14 protein-coding genes are annotated in these 14,684 nt (G+C 70.3%); 7 read left to right on the top strand and 7 right to left on the bottom strand.

The window, feature by feature from the left end; all coding sequences use genetic code 11:
- Positions 1-17: 17 nt before the first annotated feature.
- The 3 genes from CP976_RS24900 to CP976_RS24890 all read right to left on the bottom strand — a co-directional run bounded on the left by CP976_RS24900 (position 18) and on the right by CP976_RS24890 (position 3,350).
- On the bottom strand, positions 18-1,436 hold the full coding sequence (locus tag CP976_RS24900; RefSeq protein ID WP_150482366.1) for a sensor histidine kinase: 1,419 nt from the start codon (positions 1,434-1,436) through the stop codon (positions 18-20).
- On the bottom strand, positions 1,437-2,156 hold the full coding sequence (locus tag CP976_RS24895; protein WP_150482365.1) for a response regulator transcription factor: 720 nt from the start codon (positions 2,154-2,156) through the stop codon (positions 1,437-1,439). It abuts the gene before it with no gap.
- A gap of 117 nt (positions 2,157-2,273) precedes the next feature.
- Entirely contained in the window at positions 2,274-3,350 is a 1,077-nt protein-coding gene (locus tag CP976_RS24890; RefSeq protein WP_150482364.1) for an LLM class flavin-dependent oxidoreductase, read from the bottom strand.
- Positions 3,351-3,493: 143 nt separating this feature from the next.
- Between CP976_RS24890 and CP976_RS24885 the strand changes: the two genes are divergently transcribed.
- The gene (locus CP976_RS24885) at positions 3,494-3,829 is read left to right on the top strand and encodes a YnfA family protein (RefSeq protein ID WP_150482363.1); all 336 of its coding nucleotides are present in this window, start codon (positions 3,494-3,496) and stop codon (positions 3,827-3,829) included.
- A 21-nt stretch (positions 3,830-3,850) separates the two neighbouring features.
- Here CP976_RS24885 and CP976_RS24880 read toward each other — a convergent pair whose 3' ends face one another.
- Positions 3,851-4,285 carry an ester cyclase gene (locus CP976_RS24880; RefSeq protein WP_150482362.1) on the bottom strand — a complete coding sequence of 145 codons (435 nt, stop codon included), beginning with the start codon at positions 4,283-4,285 and terminating at the stop codon, positions 3,851-3,853.
- 121 nt (positions 4,286-4,406) lie between these two features.
- Between CP976_RS24880 and CP976_RS24875 the strand changes: the two genes are divergently transcribed.
- Both CP976_RS24875 and CP976_RS43005 read left to right on the top strand, forming a co-directional pair.
- Positions 4,407-5,183, top strand: coding sequence for an SDR family NAD(P)-dependent oxidoreductase (locus CP976_RS24875; protein ID WP_150482361.1), 777 nt, complete (start codon positions 4,407-4,409; stop codon positions 5,181-5,183).
- Entirely contained in the window at positions 5,183-5,335 is a 153-nt protein-coding gene (locus tag CP976_RS43005) for a hypothetical protein (protein WP_167537410.1), read from the top strand. Before CP976_RS24875 ends, CP976_RS43005 begins: the two co-directional genes overlap by 1 nt.
- Positions 5,336-5,361: 26 nt before the next feature.
- Here CP976_RS43005 and CP976_RS24870 read toward each other — a convergent pair whose 3' ends face one another.
- Entirely contained in the window at positions 5,362-6,555 is a 1,194-nt protein-coding gene (locus tag CP976_RS24870) for an RtcB family protein (RefSeq protein ID WP_150482360.1), read from the bottom strand.
- Between the two features lie 171 nt (positions 6,556-6,726).
- Here CP976_RS24870 and CP976_RS24865 point away from each other — a divergent pair, with 171 nt between their 5' ends.
- From CP976_RS24865 to CP976_RS24855, 3 genes are all read left to right on the top strand, one after another.
- Positions 6,727-7,581 carry a DUF3558 domain-containing protein gene (locus CP976_RS24865; RefSeq protein ID WP_150482359.1) on the top strand — a complete coding sequence of 285 codons (855 nt, stop codon included), beginning with the start codon at positions 6,727-6,729 and terminating at the stop codon, positions 7,579-7,581.
- Positions 7,582-7,699: 118 nt separating this feature from the next.
- Positions 7,700-8,605 (top strand): DUF3558 family protein, encoded by a 906-nt coding sequence (locus CP976_RS24860; protein WP_150482358.1) that lies wholly within the window; start codon positions 7,700-7,702, stop codon positions 8,603-8,605.
- 112 nt (positions 8,606-8,717) lie between these two features.
- The gene (locus CP976_RS24855) at positions 8,718-9,968 is read left to right on the top strand and encodes a DUF2637 domain-containing protein (RefSeq protein WP_150482357.1); all 1,251 of its coding nucleotides are present in this window, start codon (positions 8,718-8,720) and stop codon (positions 9,966-9,968) included.
- Between the two features lie 58 nt (positions 9,969-10,026).
- Here the strand turns inward: CP976_RS24855 and lysS are convergent, their stop codons facing one another.
- Entirely contained in the window at positions 10,027-11,772 is a 1,746-nt protein-coding gene (gene lysS / locus CP976_RS24850; RefSeq protein WP_150482356.1) for a lysine--tRNA ligase, read from the bottom strand.
- 149 nt (positions 11,773-11,921) lie between these two features.
- Here lysS and argS point away from each other — a divergent pair, with 149 nt between their 5' ends.
- Positions 11,922-13,685, top strand: coding sequence for an arginine--tRNA ligase (gene argS / locus CP976_RS24845; RefSeq protein WP_150482355.1), 1,764 nt, complete (start codon positions 11,922-11,924; stop codon positions 13,683-13,685).
- 441 nt (positions 13,686-14,126) lie between these two features.
- On the opposite strand, the gene CP976_RS24840 is transcribed toward argS, so the two are convergent.
- Positions 14,127-14,627, bottom strand: a complete 501-nt coding sequence (locus CP976_RS24840) for a DinB family protein (protein ID WP_150482354.1) — start codon at positions 14,625-14,627, stop codon at positions 14,127-14,129.
- Positions 14,628-14,684: the final 57 nt, after the last annotated feature.

Raw genomic sequence — 14,684 nt, 5'->3', positions numbered from 1 at the left:
CGCGAGGGCAGGTGATGTCAGTCGATCCCCCCGCCCACCGTGAACCCGATCACCGTCCCGCCCCCCTCCCGCCGGAACGCGAACGGCGCTCCCCCGTGCGCGAGTGCCACCTCGCGCACGATGGACAGGCCCAGGCCGGAACCCGGCAGGGAGCGGGCGTCCGCGGCGCGGTAGAAGCGGTCGAAGACGCGGTCGAGGTCCTTGCCGGAAATCCCGGGGCCGCGGTCGAGGACCTCGACGCGGATGGTGCCGGGCCGGGCGGGCCCGGCGACGACGATCTCGATGGGGCCCGAGCCGCCCTGGTCGAACTTCACCGCGTTCTCGACGAGGTTGGACAGCGCCCGGGTCAGCATCCCGGGCCGTCCGTCGGTCGTGGTGTCGCCGCTCGCGCGGAGCAGGATCCGCCGGCCGCTGCGGCGCCGGGCGAGGCCCGCCACCTCCTCCGCGATGTCGGCGACGTTCACCCGCCGTGGCGGCTCGGTGTCGGACTGCCCGGCCGCGAGGTCGACGAGCTCGTTGACCAAGTCGGTCAGCTCTCGGGCCTCCTGCCCCAGGTCGGCGACCAGTTCCTCGCGGGTCCCGGGCGGGAGTTCGTCGATCCGGCGGAGCAGGGAGATGTTCGTACGCAGGGAGGTCAGCGGCGTACGGAGCTCGTGGCCCGCGTCCTGGACCAGGCGGCGCTGGTCCTCCTCCGACTGGGCGAGCCGCCCCAGCATGCGGTCGAAGGCCCGGCCGAGCCTGCCCACCTCGTCGTGCCCGGCGACGGGCACCTGGATGCCGAGCCGGCGGGTGCGGGCGACGTCCTCGGCCGCGTCGGTGAGGACGACCAGGCGGCGCGTGATCCGCCGGGCCAGCCACCAGCCGAACAGTCCGGCGGCGATCACGACGGCGGCCATCAGCAGCAGCGTCCGCCGCTGGAGCGCCCGCAGCAGGTCCTCGACGTCGCTGAACTCCTGCGCGACCTGCACCGCGCCCCGGCCGTCGCCGAGGGAGACGGTGGCGACACGGTAGACGTCGTCGCCGACGTCGACGTCCTTGTGCTGGGCCACCCGCCCGGACACGGCCGCCGCGGCGATCCGCACATCGGCGCCGGTGACCGGCAGCCCCGGACTGCCCCGGTCGACGACATGCCCGTCCGGGCCGAGCACCTGCACATCCGTCCGGGCGGGCCGGACCAGGTCGTGCCCCGGCGCGGCGGACGAGAAGTCGCCGGGCGTCATGCGGTTCTCCCGCACCTCGTCGCGCAGGTCCTGCACGACCTCGTCGAACACGGTCTGCTGGTCCACCCGCACCAGCCGGGCCGCCGCGCTGTACGACAGGATGCCGACCAGGATCGTCACCGCCGCCGTCACCGCCGCGAACGACACCGCGAACGTGGTGCGCAGCGAGACCAGCTTCGGCCGCCGCCCGTCCAGCAGCCGGCCGAGACGGCCCACTCAGTCCTCCCGCAGCACGTAACCCACGCCACGCACCGTGTGGATGAGCTGCGGCGCGTCCGGCTCGTCGAGCTTGCGGCGCAGATAGCCGACGTAGACGGCGAGGTTCTTCGAGCCGGGGCCGAAGTCGTACCCCCAGATGCGGTCGTAGATCGTCGAGTGGTCGAGGACGATGCCCGCGTTGCGGACCAGCAGCTCCAGCAGTTCGAACTCGGTGCGGGTCAGCTCCAGCTCCCGGGCGCCGCGCCAGGCCCGGCGCGCCTGCGGGTCCATGCGAATGCCGGCCGCCTCGATGAACCGCTCGGGCACCGGCCGGGGCGCCTCGGCCACGGGCGCGCCGCCGACGCCCACCGGGCTGGTGCGGCGCAGCAGCGCGCGCAGCCGGGCGAAGACCTCCTCCACGTCGAAGGGCTTCACCACGTAGTCGTCGGCGCCCGCGTCCAGGCCGGCGATCCGGTCGGCGGTCTCCACGAGGGCGGTCAGCATCAGGATCGGCGTCCGGTCGCCCTCGGCGCGCAGCACACGGCACGCCTGGAGCCCGTCGATGCCGGGCATCATCACGTCCAGGACGAGGACGTCCGGACGGTTGCGGTGGGCCTGCGCCAGTGCCTCGACACCGTCGGCGACCGCCATGACCTGGTAACCCTCCAGGGTCAGGGCACGCTCCAGGGCGTTGCGGATGGCGCGGTCGTCTTCGGCGAGCAGCACTGTTTGGGACACGCGTCCAGTGTGCCCCGCCGCCGGGGTTCCGGGACCGGACGAGCTGCGCCGGAACGTCCTTCTTACTGCCCTCTCACCAGGGGACACGCAACCGCAGGCCGGGGGCCTACCGTCCTCTCACCCTCGGGCCTGCGCGAGCCGGGCCGCGTGCGTCGGCGCGTCCGGCACGTCCGCCGGGCGGCCCACGGCGAACTCCTTGCGCAGCACCGGCACGACCTCCTCGCCCAGCAGGTCGATCTGCTCCAGCACGGTCTTCAGCGGCAGCCCGGCGTGGTCGACCAGGAACAGCTGGCGCTGGTAGTCACCGGCGTACTCGCGGAAGGCCAGCGTCTTCTCGATGACCTGCTGCGGCGAGCCGACGGTCAGCGGCGTCTGCGCCATGAAGTCCTCCAGCGACGGCCCGTGCCCGTACACCGGCGCGACGTCGAAGTACGGCCGGAACTCGCGCACGGCGTCCTGCGAGTTCCGCCGCATGAACACATGCCCGCCGAGCCCGACGATCGCCTGCTCGGGCGTGCCGTGCCCGTGGTGCGCGTACCGCGTCCGGTACAGCTCGACCATCCTCTTGGTGTGGTCGGCCGGCCAGAAGATGTTGTTGTGGAAGAAACCGTCGCCGTAGTACGCGGCCTGCTCGGCGATCTCCGGCGAGCGGATCGACCCGTGCCAGACGAACGGCGGTACGCCGTCCAGCGGGCGGGGTGTGGCGGTGAAGCCCTGCAACGGCGTACGGAACTTCCCCTCCCAGTCGACGGCCTCCTCGCGCCACAGCCGGTGCAGGAGGGCGTAGTTCTCGATCGCGAGCGGGACGCCCTGCCGGATGTCCTGCCCGAACCAGGGGTAGACGGGGGCGGTGTTGCCGCGCCCCAGCATGAGATCCACCCGGCCGTCGGCCAGGTGCTGGAGCATCGCGAAGTCCTCGGCGATCTTCACCGGGTCGTTGGTGGTGATGAGGGTGGTGGCCGTGGAGAGGATCAGCCGCTCGGTGCGGGCGGCGACGTAGCCGAGCATCGTGGTCGGGGACGACGGCACGAACGGCGGGTTGTGGTGCTCGCCGGTGGCGAAGACGTCGAGCCCGGCCTCCTCGGCCTTCAGCGCGATGGCGACCATGGCTTTGATGCGCTCGCGTTCGGTCGGCGTCCGGCCGGTGGCCGGGTCGGGCGTGACGTCGCCGACGCTGAAGATCCCGAACTGCATGGTCGCTCACCCTCCAGGTTGTTTACACTTCAACCGTACCTCCGGGTGGCAGGAGCGGTAGGGGTCCCCCGTGTCCAGGACGAGCACTCCGTCAGGTGACACCACGCCCCTCCGGTCCCACCCCGACGTGCCAAGCTGCCCGCATGCAGATCCTGCGTTCCGCCGCCCTCTTCGTCCTCGCCGCCCTGCTGGAGATCGGCGGCGCGTGGCTGGTCTGGCAGGGCGTGCGCGAGAGCAAGGGCTGGCTGTGGGCGGCCGGCGGCGTCCTCGCGCTCGGTGCCTACGGCTTCGTCGCGACGTTCCAGCCCGACGCCCACTTCGGCCGCGTCCTCGCCGCGTACGGCGGGATCTTCGTCGCCGGCTCGATCCTGTGGGGCGTGATCGCGGACGGCTACCGCCCGGACCGCTGGGACATCACGGGCGCACTGATCTGCCTCGCGGGCATGGCAGTGATCATGTACGCCCCGCGGGGGAACTGACCGGCCTTCCGGGCCGGGCGCTCAGAACGGCTCGTCGGGCAGCAGCCCGAGCTGCCCCAGGAAGTCCATCTCGTCGAAGTACAGGCGGTAGTCGACGATCCGGCCGTCCTTCACGGTGGCGATGTCCACCCCGCGGATCCTGATCTCCTTCTGGGTCGGGGGCAGCGTCTCACCATTGGGCAGTTGCAGCGGCCCGGTGTTCCGTCCGCTGAAGATCCCTTCGTCGATGGCGGTGTCGCCGACCTCGTAGGAGTGCAACGTCTGGAACGTCGCCTCGGGAAGCGCCTCCGTCATCGTCCGCCAGTACTCGACGATGTTGTCGCGCCCGTGCAGCTCGCCCTCGTCGGGGGTGAAGGCGACCGCGTCCTCGGCGTACAGCTCGCTGATGACCTTCAGATCGGCGTGCGTGGTGACCGCGTCCGTGAGCCGGTCCATGACCTGGCGTGCCTCTCCCATGATCAACCTCCAGAGGAACAGGAGGATCACCCGACCCCATTCTCCCACCGCGGGGCCCACCTATCCTGGCCGGAGGCCTTCGCACAGAAGTCGGCCCGTCCGCCACGCCCGAGGAGCTCCCATGGCCACCGCCGCCCCGTCCGCAGCCTCCCGCATCGCCGTCGTCACCGGTGCGAGCAGCGGAATCGGCGCCGCCACGGCCCGGCAGCTCGCCGCCGCGGGCTACCGCGTCGTCCTCACCGCCCGCCGCAAGGACCGCATCGAGGCGCTGGCGGAGGAGATCACCAAGGCCGGCCACCAGGCCACGGCGTACGCCCTCGACGTCACCGACCGCACGGCGGTCGACGAGTTCGCCACGGCCTTCAAGACGATCGGCGTGCTGGTCAACAACGCGGGCGGCGCGCTCGGCGCCGACCCGGTCGCGACCGGTGACCCGGCCGACTGGCGCCAGATGTACGAGACGAACGTCATCGGCACGCTCAACCTCACCCAGGCCCTGCTGCCCAAGCTGGTCGCGAGCGGCGACGGCACGGTCGTGGTCGTCTCCTCCACCGCGGGCCACGGCACCTACGAGGGCGGCGGGGGCTACGTCGCCGCCAAGCACGGCGCGCACGTCCTGGCCGAGACCCTGCGCCTGGAGATCGTCGGCCGGCCGGTCCGCGTCATCGAGATCGCCCCCGGCATGGTCAAGACGGACGAGTTCGCCCTCACCCGCTTCTCCGGCGACAAGGAGAAGGCGGAGAAGGTCTACGAGGGCGTCGCCGAACCCCTCACCGCCGACGACGTCGCCGGCACCATCACCTGGGCGGTCACCCGCCCCAGCCACGTCAACGTCGACCTCCTGGTCCTGCGCCCCCGCGCCCAGGCGTCCAACACGAAGGTCCACCGGGACCTGTGATGCCGGACGCCGAACGCGAACGGGAACAGCGGCGCCTCGCCCAGGAGACGAAGAACGAACGCCACATGTGGTGGTGGCTCGCCTACTTCCTCTTCGGCATCCACATCGTGGCGTTCGTCATGATCTACGCGGTGCTGCACGCCCCGAAGTGAACGGGCAGCCGCTCACCGAGAGCGGCTCAGCCCTTCACGCACACGACCTGCTTCAGCTTCGCCACGACCTCCACCAGGTCCCGCTGCTGGTCGATGACCTGCTCGATCGGCTTGTAGGCGCCCGGGATCTCGTCCACGACGCCGGAGTCCTTGCGGCACTCCACGCCCCGCGTCTGCTCCTCCAGGTCCTTCGTCGAGAACCGGCGCTTGGCCGCGTTGCGGCTCATGCGCCGGCCCGCGCCGTGCGAGGCCGAGTTGAAGGACTTGTCGTTGCCGAGGCCCTTCACGATGTACGAACCCGTGCCCATGGAGCCCGGGATGATCCCGTAGTCGCCGGAGCCCGCCCGGATCGCGCCCTTACGGGTCACGAGCAGGTCCATCCCGTCGTAGCGCTCCTCGGCCACGTAGTTGTGGTGCGCGCTGATCTCCGGCTCGAAGGCCGGCTTGGCCTTCTTGAACTCCTTGCGGATCACGTCCTTCAGGAGCGCCATCATGATCGAGCGGTTGTACTTCGCGTACTCCTGCGCCCAGAACAGGTCGTTGCGGTACGCCGCCATCTGCGGGGTGTCCGCGACGAAGACGGCGAGGTCGCGGTCGACCAGGCCCTGGTTGTGCGGGAGCTTCTGGGCCACGCCGATGTGGTGCTCGGCCAGCTCCTTGCCGATGTTGCGGGAACCGGAGTGGAGCATCAGCCAGACAGAGCCGGTCGTATCCGTGCAGACTTCGACAAAGTGGTTGCCCCCGCCGAGCGTTCCCATCTGCTTCGTGGCCCGTTCCTGACGGAATTTGACCGCCTCCGCAACCCCGTCGAACCGCCCCCAGAAGTCGTCCCACCCGGCAGTGGCCAACCCATGGAACCGCCCGGGGTCGACGGGATCGTCATGCATCCCCCGCCCCACCGGAATCACCTGCTCGACCCGCGACCGCAGCCGCGACAGATCCCCGGGCAGGTCGTTCGCCGTCAGGGACGTCTTCACGGCCGACATTCCGCAGCCGATGTCGACGCCCACCGCCGCCGGGCACACCGCACCCTGCATGGCGATGACCGAACCGACCGTCGCACCCTTGCCGTAGTGCACGTCGGGCATGACGGCCAGGCCCTTGATCCAGGGCAGCGTGGCGACGTTCTGGAGCTGCTGGAGCGCGGAGCCCTCGACCGTGGACGGGTCGGTCCACATCCGGATCGGTACTTTCGCACCAGGTATCTCTACATACGACATAGCTTCCTCAATCCCCCGTATACGAACAGAAGTCTTCAACAGCAAATACCGGAGCCAAGGTCTACGAAAGGGATTCCGGACCGGCGTCCACGGCAGTGCGTGCGATAGACATTGTGTTCATCGGCCGCCCCGCGGCGGCAAGCCGATTTCCGCGTCGAGAGGGGCCACCACGTGCAACGGAAGGCGTACGCACCCGGTATCGCCGCGCTCCTCGCGGCCCTGCTGGCCGGCTGCACCGGCAGTTCGGGCGACGGCGGCCCGACGGACGACTCCAACCCGGGCGACACGGGCACGGCCTCGGCCGCCGCCGAGCCGGGCCGGTACCGCACGCTGCCCGAGCCCTGCGGCGCCGTCGGCCCGAGCTCCCTCGACGAACTCCTGCCCGGCATCCGGGAGATCACCGACAAGGAGCAACGCGAGAAGGCGTACGAGGGCGAGGCGACGGTCACGTACGACACCGACCGCAAGGTCGGCTGCCAGTGGAAGGTCGATGCGCAGCAGGCCACCGACCATCTGCTCGTCGACTTCGAACGGGTCGTCTCCTACGACAACGCGGTCAGTGACGACAGCCAGGCCGAGCAGCTCTTCGCGGAGAAGGAGGCGGCGGCCCACCTGCCCGAGCCGACCGCCACCGAGTCGGCGACCGTCGGCAGCACCCCGGCCGGCGGTTCCTCCGCCGCTCCGAGCGGCTCCCCGTCCCCCTCGGGCAGCACGTCACCGTCGGGCTCCCCGTCCCCGTCGGGCAGCACGTCACCGTCGGCGTCCGCCTCCGCCGCCCCGACCGATCTCCAGCCCCGCGTCCTGGAGGAGGTCGGCGACGAGGCCTTCCTCGACGACGAGCTGAGCAGCTCCGGTTCGACGGCCAAGCAGCGGACGGTGACTGTGGCATTCCGCACGTCCAACGTCATCGTGACCATCGAGTACACCGAGCAGCCGACCACCATCGGCGTCGTCCCGGACAGCAAGGAAATGCAGGACAGAGCCCGGAAACTGGCCTCGCAGCTGGCCGATTCGCTGGGCGGCTGAGGCCTCTTCACGCCCCCTTCACGCGCACCCGCAAAGCAGCCGAAGGAAGAACACACAGCGGCCTCACCGCGTACCGTGACCACTCGGACCCGTTCCGACCGCAGGAACCACGAGCGTCATGAGTGAAGGAACCATGCAGCGACGAGCACAGCGTGAACAGCGAGACCAGCGAGCGAAGCGACTCCACCGCGTCCTTGTCTGCGCGGCCGCCGTCCCCGTGATGCTGGTCGCCGCCGGCTGCTCCTCGGACTCCGGCTCTGGCGACAGCACGGACAAGGCGGCGAAGGCCGCCGCCTCGGCGTCCGCGAGCCCGTCGCCGACCGTGGAGGCGGCGGCGTACGGCAAGCTTCCGGAGCCCTGCAAGGTGCTGTCGAAGAAGACGCTGAAGGACCTCGTCCCGGAGGGCAAGTCCGGCAAGGAGGGCAAGTCGGACGACATCTCGACCCGCGGCAACTGCTCCTGGAACAGCCTCGACAACAACGGCGTCAAGGGCTCGCAGTTCCGCTGGCTGAACGTGTCGATGCTGCGCTTCGAGTCGGACGTCGCCCGCGGCCCGGCCGACAAGCTGGCCCAGGAGTACTTCGAGAAGCAGGTCCAGGACGCCCAGGCCACGGAGGGCGCCAAGAGCACCAAGTCGGAGCCGGTGCCCGGGACGGGTGACGAGGCGACGGCCGTGCGCTACGAGCTGAAGAAGAAGGAAGGCACCTTCAAGCAGCAGACGGTCGTGGCACGCGTCGAGAACGTCGTCGTCACCATCGACTACAACGGCGCGGGCCTGGCCGGTGACAAGAGCCCGAGCGCCGACGACCTGGCGAAGGACGCGAAGAAGGCCGCCAAGGAGGCGGTGGCGGCGGTGTCCGAGGCGAACGGCGCGGGCGGCGGCAAGGCGAGCGGTGCCCCCTCCAAGTCCGCGTCCAAGTCCCCGTCCAAGTCCCCCTCGCAGTCGGCCTCCAAGGACGCGTCGGACGAGCCGTCGGGCGGCGCGTCGAAGTCGCCGTCCAAGAAGCCCGCGTCGAAGAGCTGAACAAGCCCGACGGGATCCGGCCACCCGTCCTCCGCACACATGTGCCACCCTGTTGCGCGCAACAACACGCAAGGGGAGGGGAGTACGGGTGGCCGCGCCACAGCTGACTCGGATGCACCGCGTTCTCATCGGTGTGGTCGTGGCCGGTGCCGTGATCATCGCCGGCATCGGCTTCGCCGGTTCGTACGCGGCCGTCCGCGAACTGGCCTTGCAGAAGGGCTTCGGGAACTTCTCCTACGTCTTCCCGATCGGCATCGACGCGGGCATCTGCGTCCTGCTGGCCCTGGATCTGCTCCTCACCTGGATCAGGATCCCCTTCCCGCTCCTGCGCCAGACGGCCTGGCTCCTGACGGCGGCGACGATCGCCTTCAACGGCGCGGCCGCCTGGCCGGATCCGCTCGGTGTCGGCATGCACGCGGTGATCCCGATCCTGTTCGTGGTCGCGGTCGAGGCGGCCCGCCACGCGATCGGCCGGATCGCCGACATCACGGCCGACAAGCACATGGAGGGCGTCCGCCTCACCCGCTGGCTGCTGTCCCCCGGGCCGACGTTCCTCCTGTGGCGCCGCATGAAGCTCTGGGAGCTCCGCTCCTACGACCAGGTCATCAAGCTGGAGCAGGAACGTCTCGTCTACCAGGCCCGGCTGCGTTCCCGTTTCGGACGGGCGTGGCGCCGGAAGGCCCCGGTGGAGTCGTTGATGCCGCTACGGCTGGCGCGCTACGGCGTGCCCCTGGCGGAAACGGCCCCGGCGGGTCTGGCGGCGGCGGGCATCGAGCCTGCACTGATCCCCCCGCCGCCACAGCTGGACACAGGCATAGCTGCGGGCAGTCGTGCCGCTGGGGCGGCACCCGTCCCCCAGAAAGCGGCACCTCCCGGCGAGCAGCGCCGGCAGCTCGAGAGCCACCGCACCGAGCAGCCGGACGACATCCCGGAACCAGACCAGAGCCCCTGGTTCAACGCCCCGCGCGAGGTCGAATACCAGGGCGGCTACGACCCGGCCTACGACCCCGAGCAGTACGCCCAGTGGATCGCCGAACAGCAGCAGGCCGAGCAGTACCTCGACCAGCCTCACGAGGAACCCTCCCCGGAGGACACCGGCAGCTTCCCCATCCCGGTGGGCCCCAACCGCACCCGGGAACTGGGCGACGGCGGCGGCACCCCGCCGGCTCCCGAGCCGGACGAGGAGTCGTACTACCAGGTGTTCCGTCAGTCGATCGACGGCAGCTACCCCACGCCCCGCGCCCTCGGCGACAACATCCAGGCGACCTACGGGACGACGCTGAGTCCCAGCGCCCTGAAGACCCTGGCGGAACGCTTCCAGAAGCGCCACACGGCGGAACTGGAAGAGGACCACATCGCATGACGACATGAAGGAAGGGGCCCTGGGAACAGGGCCCCTTCTTCCATACCGATACCGGCGGCTACTCCCCGAGCAGAGCCCGAACCCGCTCCTGACCCACCGCCAGCAACAGCGTGGGCAGCCGCGGCCCCGTGTCCCGCCCCACCAGCAGGTGGTACAGCAGGGCGAAGAAGGACCGCTGCGCGGTCTTGATCTCCGGCGGCAGCTCCTTCGGCGTGGCGTCGGCCGAGAACCCGGCCTGCACCTTGGGCACGCCGTACACCAGGTGGGTCAGCCCGTCGAGGGACCAGTGCTCGGCGAGTCCGTCGAGCAGGAGCCGCAGCGACTGCTGGGACGCCTCGTCCAGCGACTTCAGCAGCTCCGCGTCGGGCTCGTCCCGCACGATGGTCCGCTGTTCGGCCGGCACATGCGTGTTGATCCAGGCCTCGGCCTTGTCGTACCGCGGCCGCACCTCGTCGAGCGAGGTCAGCGGCTGCTCCGGGTCCAGCTCGCTGAGGATCCGCAGTGCCTGGTCCTCGTGCCCGGCGGTGATGTCCGCGACGGACGCGAGCGTCCGGTACGGCAGCGGCCGGGCGGTCCGCGGCAGCTCACCGGCGGCCGTGCGCACCGCGCGCGAGTGCGCGGCGGCGTCGGCCGGCAGGACGCTGCCGTCGGCGACCTTGGCGTCGAGCCGGTCCCACTCGTCGTAGAGCCGCTGGATCTCCTGGTCGAAGGCGACCTTGAAGGACTGGTTGGGCCGGCGGCGGGCGTAGAGCCAGCGCAGGAGCTGCGGCTCCATGATCTTCAGGGCGTCGGCCGGGGTGGGCACGCCGCCCTTCGAGGAGGACATCTTCGCCATGCCGGAGATGCCGACGAAGGCGTACATCGGGCCGATCGGCTGCTTGCCGCCGAAGATCCCGACGATCTGCCCGCCCACCTGGAAGGAAGACCCGGGGGAGGAGTGGTCGACGCCGGAGGGCTCGAACACGACGCCCTCGTACGCCCACCGCATCGGCCAGTCGACCTTCCAGACCAGCTTGCCGCGGTTGAACTCACTGAGCCGGACCGTCTCGGAGAAGCCGCACGCGGTGCAGGCGTACGTCAACTCGGTGGAGTCGTCGTCGTAGGACGTGACGGTCGTGAGGTCCTTCTCGCAGTTGCCGCAGTACGGCTTGTACGGGAAGTACCCGGCGGAGGCGGAGCTGCCGTCGTCCTCGGCGGCCGCGCCGGAACCCTCGGCGGCCTCCAGCTCGGCCTCGTCGACCGGCTTCTGCCCCTGCTGCTTCTTGGCCGGGGCCTTCTTCGTCCGGTACTGGTCGAGGATCGCGTCGATGTCGCCGCGGTGCTTGATGGCGTGCAGGATCTGCTCGCGGTACACGCCTGAGGTGTACTGCGCGGTCTGGCTGATCCCGACGAACTCCACGCCCAGCTCGGCCAGCGACTCGATCATCGCGGCCTTGAAGTGCTCGGCCCAGTTGGCGTGCGTCGAGCCCTTGGGCGCCGGGACGGACGTCAGCGGCTTGCCGATGTGCTCGGCCCACGACTCGTCGACGCCCGGGACACCGGCCGGCACCTTGCGGTAGCGGTCGTAGTCGTCCCAGGAGATCAGGTGCCGCACCTGGTGTCCCCGGCGGCGGATCTCGTCGGCGACGAGGTGCGGGGTCATGACCTCGCGCAGGTTCCCGAGGTGGATGGGGCCGGACGGCGAGAGGCCGGACGCGACGACGACGGGTTTGCCCGGGGCCCGACGCTCCGACTCCTCGATGACCTCATCCGCGAAACGGGAGACCCAGTCGGTGGTCTCGGTGCTCTGAGCCACGATCGGCACGTCCTTCTTTCTGCATCGGGCAGCCGGTACGGTCGCACGGCTGACCGCACCATTGTCCCAGACCTGCGTGCGCCCGGAAAAACGGCTTTACCTCCGTGGGATACTGGCCGGGTCTATCCATCCCCACGAGGAGAACGGCACCCTTACCTATGGCCTCGGTCACGTCCCTCAGCGACTCCGTCCACCAGCGCCTCGCGGCGGCCCTGTCGGCGGCTCTGCCGCAGGCCGGCTCCGCGGACCCGCTGCTGCGACGAAGCGACCGGGCCGACTTCCAGGCCAACGGGATCCTGGCCCTCGCGAAGAAGGAGAAGGCGAACCCGCGGGAGCTGGCGGCGCAGGTCGTCTCCCGGGTCGAGTCGGGTGACGTGATCAAGGACATCGAGGTCTCCGGCCCCGGCTTCCTGAACATCACGATCACGGACCGGGCGATCACGGAGACCCTCGCGGCGCGCTACGCGGACGACACCGGCCGCCTCGGCGTGCCGCACGCCGAGCAGCCCGGCACCACGGTCATCGACTACGCCCAGCCGAACGTGGCGAAGGAGATGCACGTCGGTCACCTGCGCTCCGCGGTGATCGGCGACTCGGTGACGCAGCTGCTGGAGTTCACCGGCGAGAGCGTGGTCCGGCGTCACCACATCGGCGACTGGGGCACTCAGTTCGGCATGCTCATCCAGTACCTGGAGGAGCACCCGCACGAGCTGGACCACAAGGCCGACGAGGTCTCCGGCGAGGAGGCGATGTCGAATCTGGACCGCATCTACAAGGCCGCCCGCAAGCTCTTCGACGCGGACGAGGAGTTCAAGACGCGGGCCCGCCGCCGGGTGGTCGACCTCCAGGCGGGCGAGCCGCGGACCCTCGCCATGTGGCAGAAGTTCGTGGACGAGTCGAAGATCTACTTCTTCTCCGTCTTCGAGAAGCTGGACATGGAGATCCGGGACCCGGACATCGTCGGCGAGTCCGGCTACAACGACATGCTCGCGGAGACCTGCCGCCTGCTGGAGGAGTCGGGCGTCGCGGTCCGCTCCGAGGGCGCGCTGTGTGTCTTCTTCGACGACATCAAGGGCCCGGACGGCAAGCCGGTCCCGCTGATCGTGCAGAAGTCGGACGGCGGCTACGGCTACGCGGCGACCGACCTCTCGGCGATCCGCGACCGCGTCTTCACCATCAAGGCGAACACGCTGCTGTACGTGGTGGACGCCCGCCAGTCGCTGCACTTCAAGATGGTCTTCGAGACGGCCCGCCGGGCGGGCTGGCTGAACGAGGACGTCAAGGCGGTGCAGCTCGCCTTCGGCACGGTCCTCGGCAAGGACGGCAAGCCGTTCAAGACCCGTGAGGGCGAGACGGTCCGCCTGGTCGACCTGCTGGACGAGGCGATCGACCGTGCCTCGGCGGTGGTCCGGGAGAAGGCGCAGGACCTCTCCGAGGAGGAGATCGCCGAGCGGGGCACCCAGGTCGGCATCGGCGCGGTGAAGTACGCGGACCTGTCGACGTCGGCGAACCGCGACTACAAGTTCGACCTGGACCAGATGGTCTCGCTGAACGGCGACACGTCCGTCTACCTCCAGTACGCCTACGCCCGTATCCAGTCGATCCTGCGCAAGGCCGGCGAGGCCCGTCCCGTCGCGCACCCCGAGCTGGATCTGCACGAGGCGGAGCGGGCGCTCGGCCTGCACGCGGACTCGTTCGCGGCGACGGTGGCGGAGGCGGCGGCGGAGTACGCCCCGCACAAGATGACGGCGTACCTGTACCAGCTGGCGTCCCACTACACGACGTTCTACGACAAGTGCCCGGTCCTGAAGGCCGAGTCGCCCGAGCAGATCGAGAACCGCCTGTTCCTCTGCGACATCACGGCCCGCACCCTCCACCGGGGCATGGCCCTGCTGGGCATCCGGACGCCCGAGCGGCTCTGAGCCCGGACCGGTACGCACGGACCGAGGGCGGCACTCCCCCGTGAGTGCCGCCCTCGGCGTATCAGGAGCCGTGGATCACTTGCAGTTGACCCACGTGTTGGACTTCGCGAGCTTCCTGGTCGTACGCATGCTGTTTCCCCCTCCGTGGGCGGGCCGACCGCACCGGCCGGCTCGTCAACGAGACTGCGGCCTGCGGTCCCGGGTCCGCCACAGTCGCCTCCGAAGTGACGTGCTCGCGGGACGTCCCACGCGCTGACCTGCGGTGACACCGCCCGCCGGGACGGTGCGGCGGGACGGTCGCGGCGGGCGTGGCCGAATCGGTAGGGGGCGGCGCGGGGAAGGGAACCGATGTATGGGGCACCGCGTGGATGCTGATGCTGCCCGGCGGCGGGAGGCAGCCGCGAGTGCTTCGACGCCCGCGTCATCTGACGGACCGCCGGGTCAGCGCCGGGCCGTGGTGTTCGCGCCGTCCAGGGCCTCCCGGACGATGTCGGCGTGCCCGGCGTGCTGGGCCGTCTCCCTGATCAGGTGCAGCAGGATCCGGCGCGCCGACCAGCGCTCGGGCTCCGGCGGCGACCACGGAGTGGTCGGCAGAAGCACGTTCCGCCCCAGGTCCGGCAGCCCGGCCACGGCCTCGTCGGTCGCCCGGGCGGCCGCCGCGTACCGCTCCAGCAGCGCGGGGAGCGTCTCGCCCTCGGCCATGCGGTACTGCCCCATGTCGAGCATGCCGTCGGGGAGTTCACCGTCGCCCTTGGTCATGATCCGCGTCCACGCCTCTTCTCCCTGGGCGAGATGCTTCACGATCCCGCCCAGGGTCAGCTCACTGACGGTCGTACGCTGCGCGGCCTGCGCGTCGGTGAGCCCGCGCACGGTGATCAGCAGCAACTCCCGCTGCTCCGCGAGCGCCTGCGCCAGGTCCGTCTTCTCCGGGGAAGTGGTCATGGGAGGACCGTAGGGAGCAACTAGGCCAGACTGTGTCCTCCATGGGGCCGGTCCGAT

Origin of the sequence: Streptomyces coeruleorubidus (genome assembly GCF_008705135.1) — a bacterium.
Lineage (GTDB): Bacteria > Actinomycetota > Actinomycetes > Streptomycetales > Streptomycetaceae > Streptomyces > Streptomyces coeruleofuscus.
Note: the sequence above shows the minus strand (reverse complement) of the source record. Positions and strands in the feature narration are given on the sequence as shown.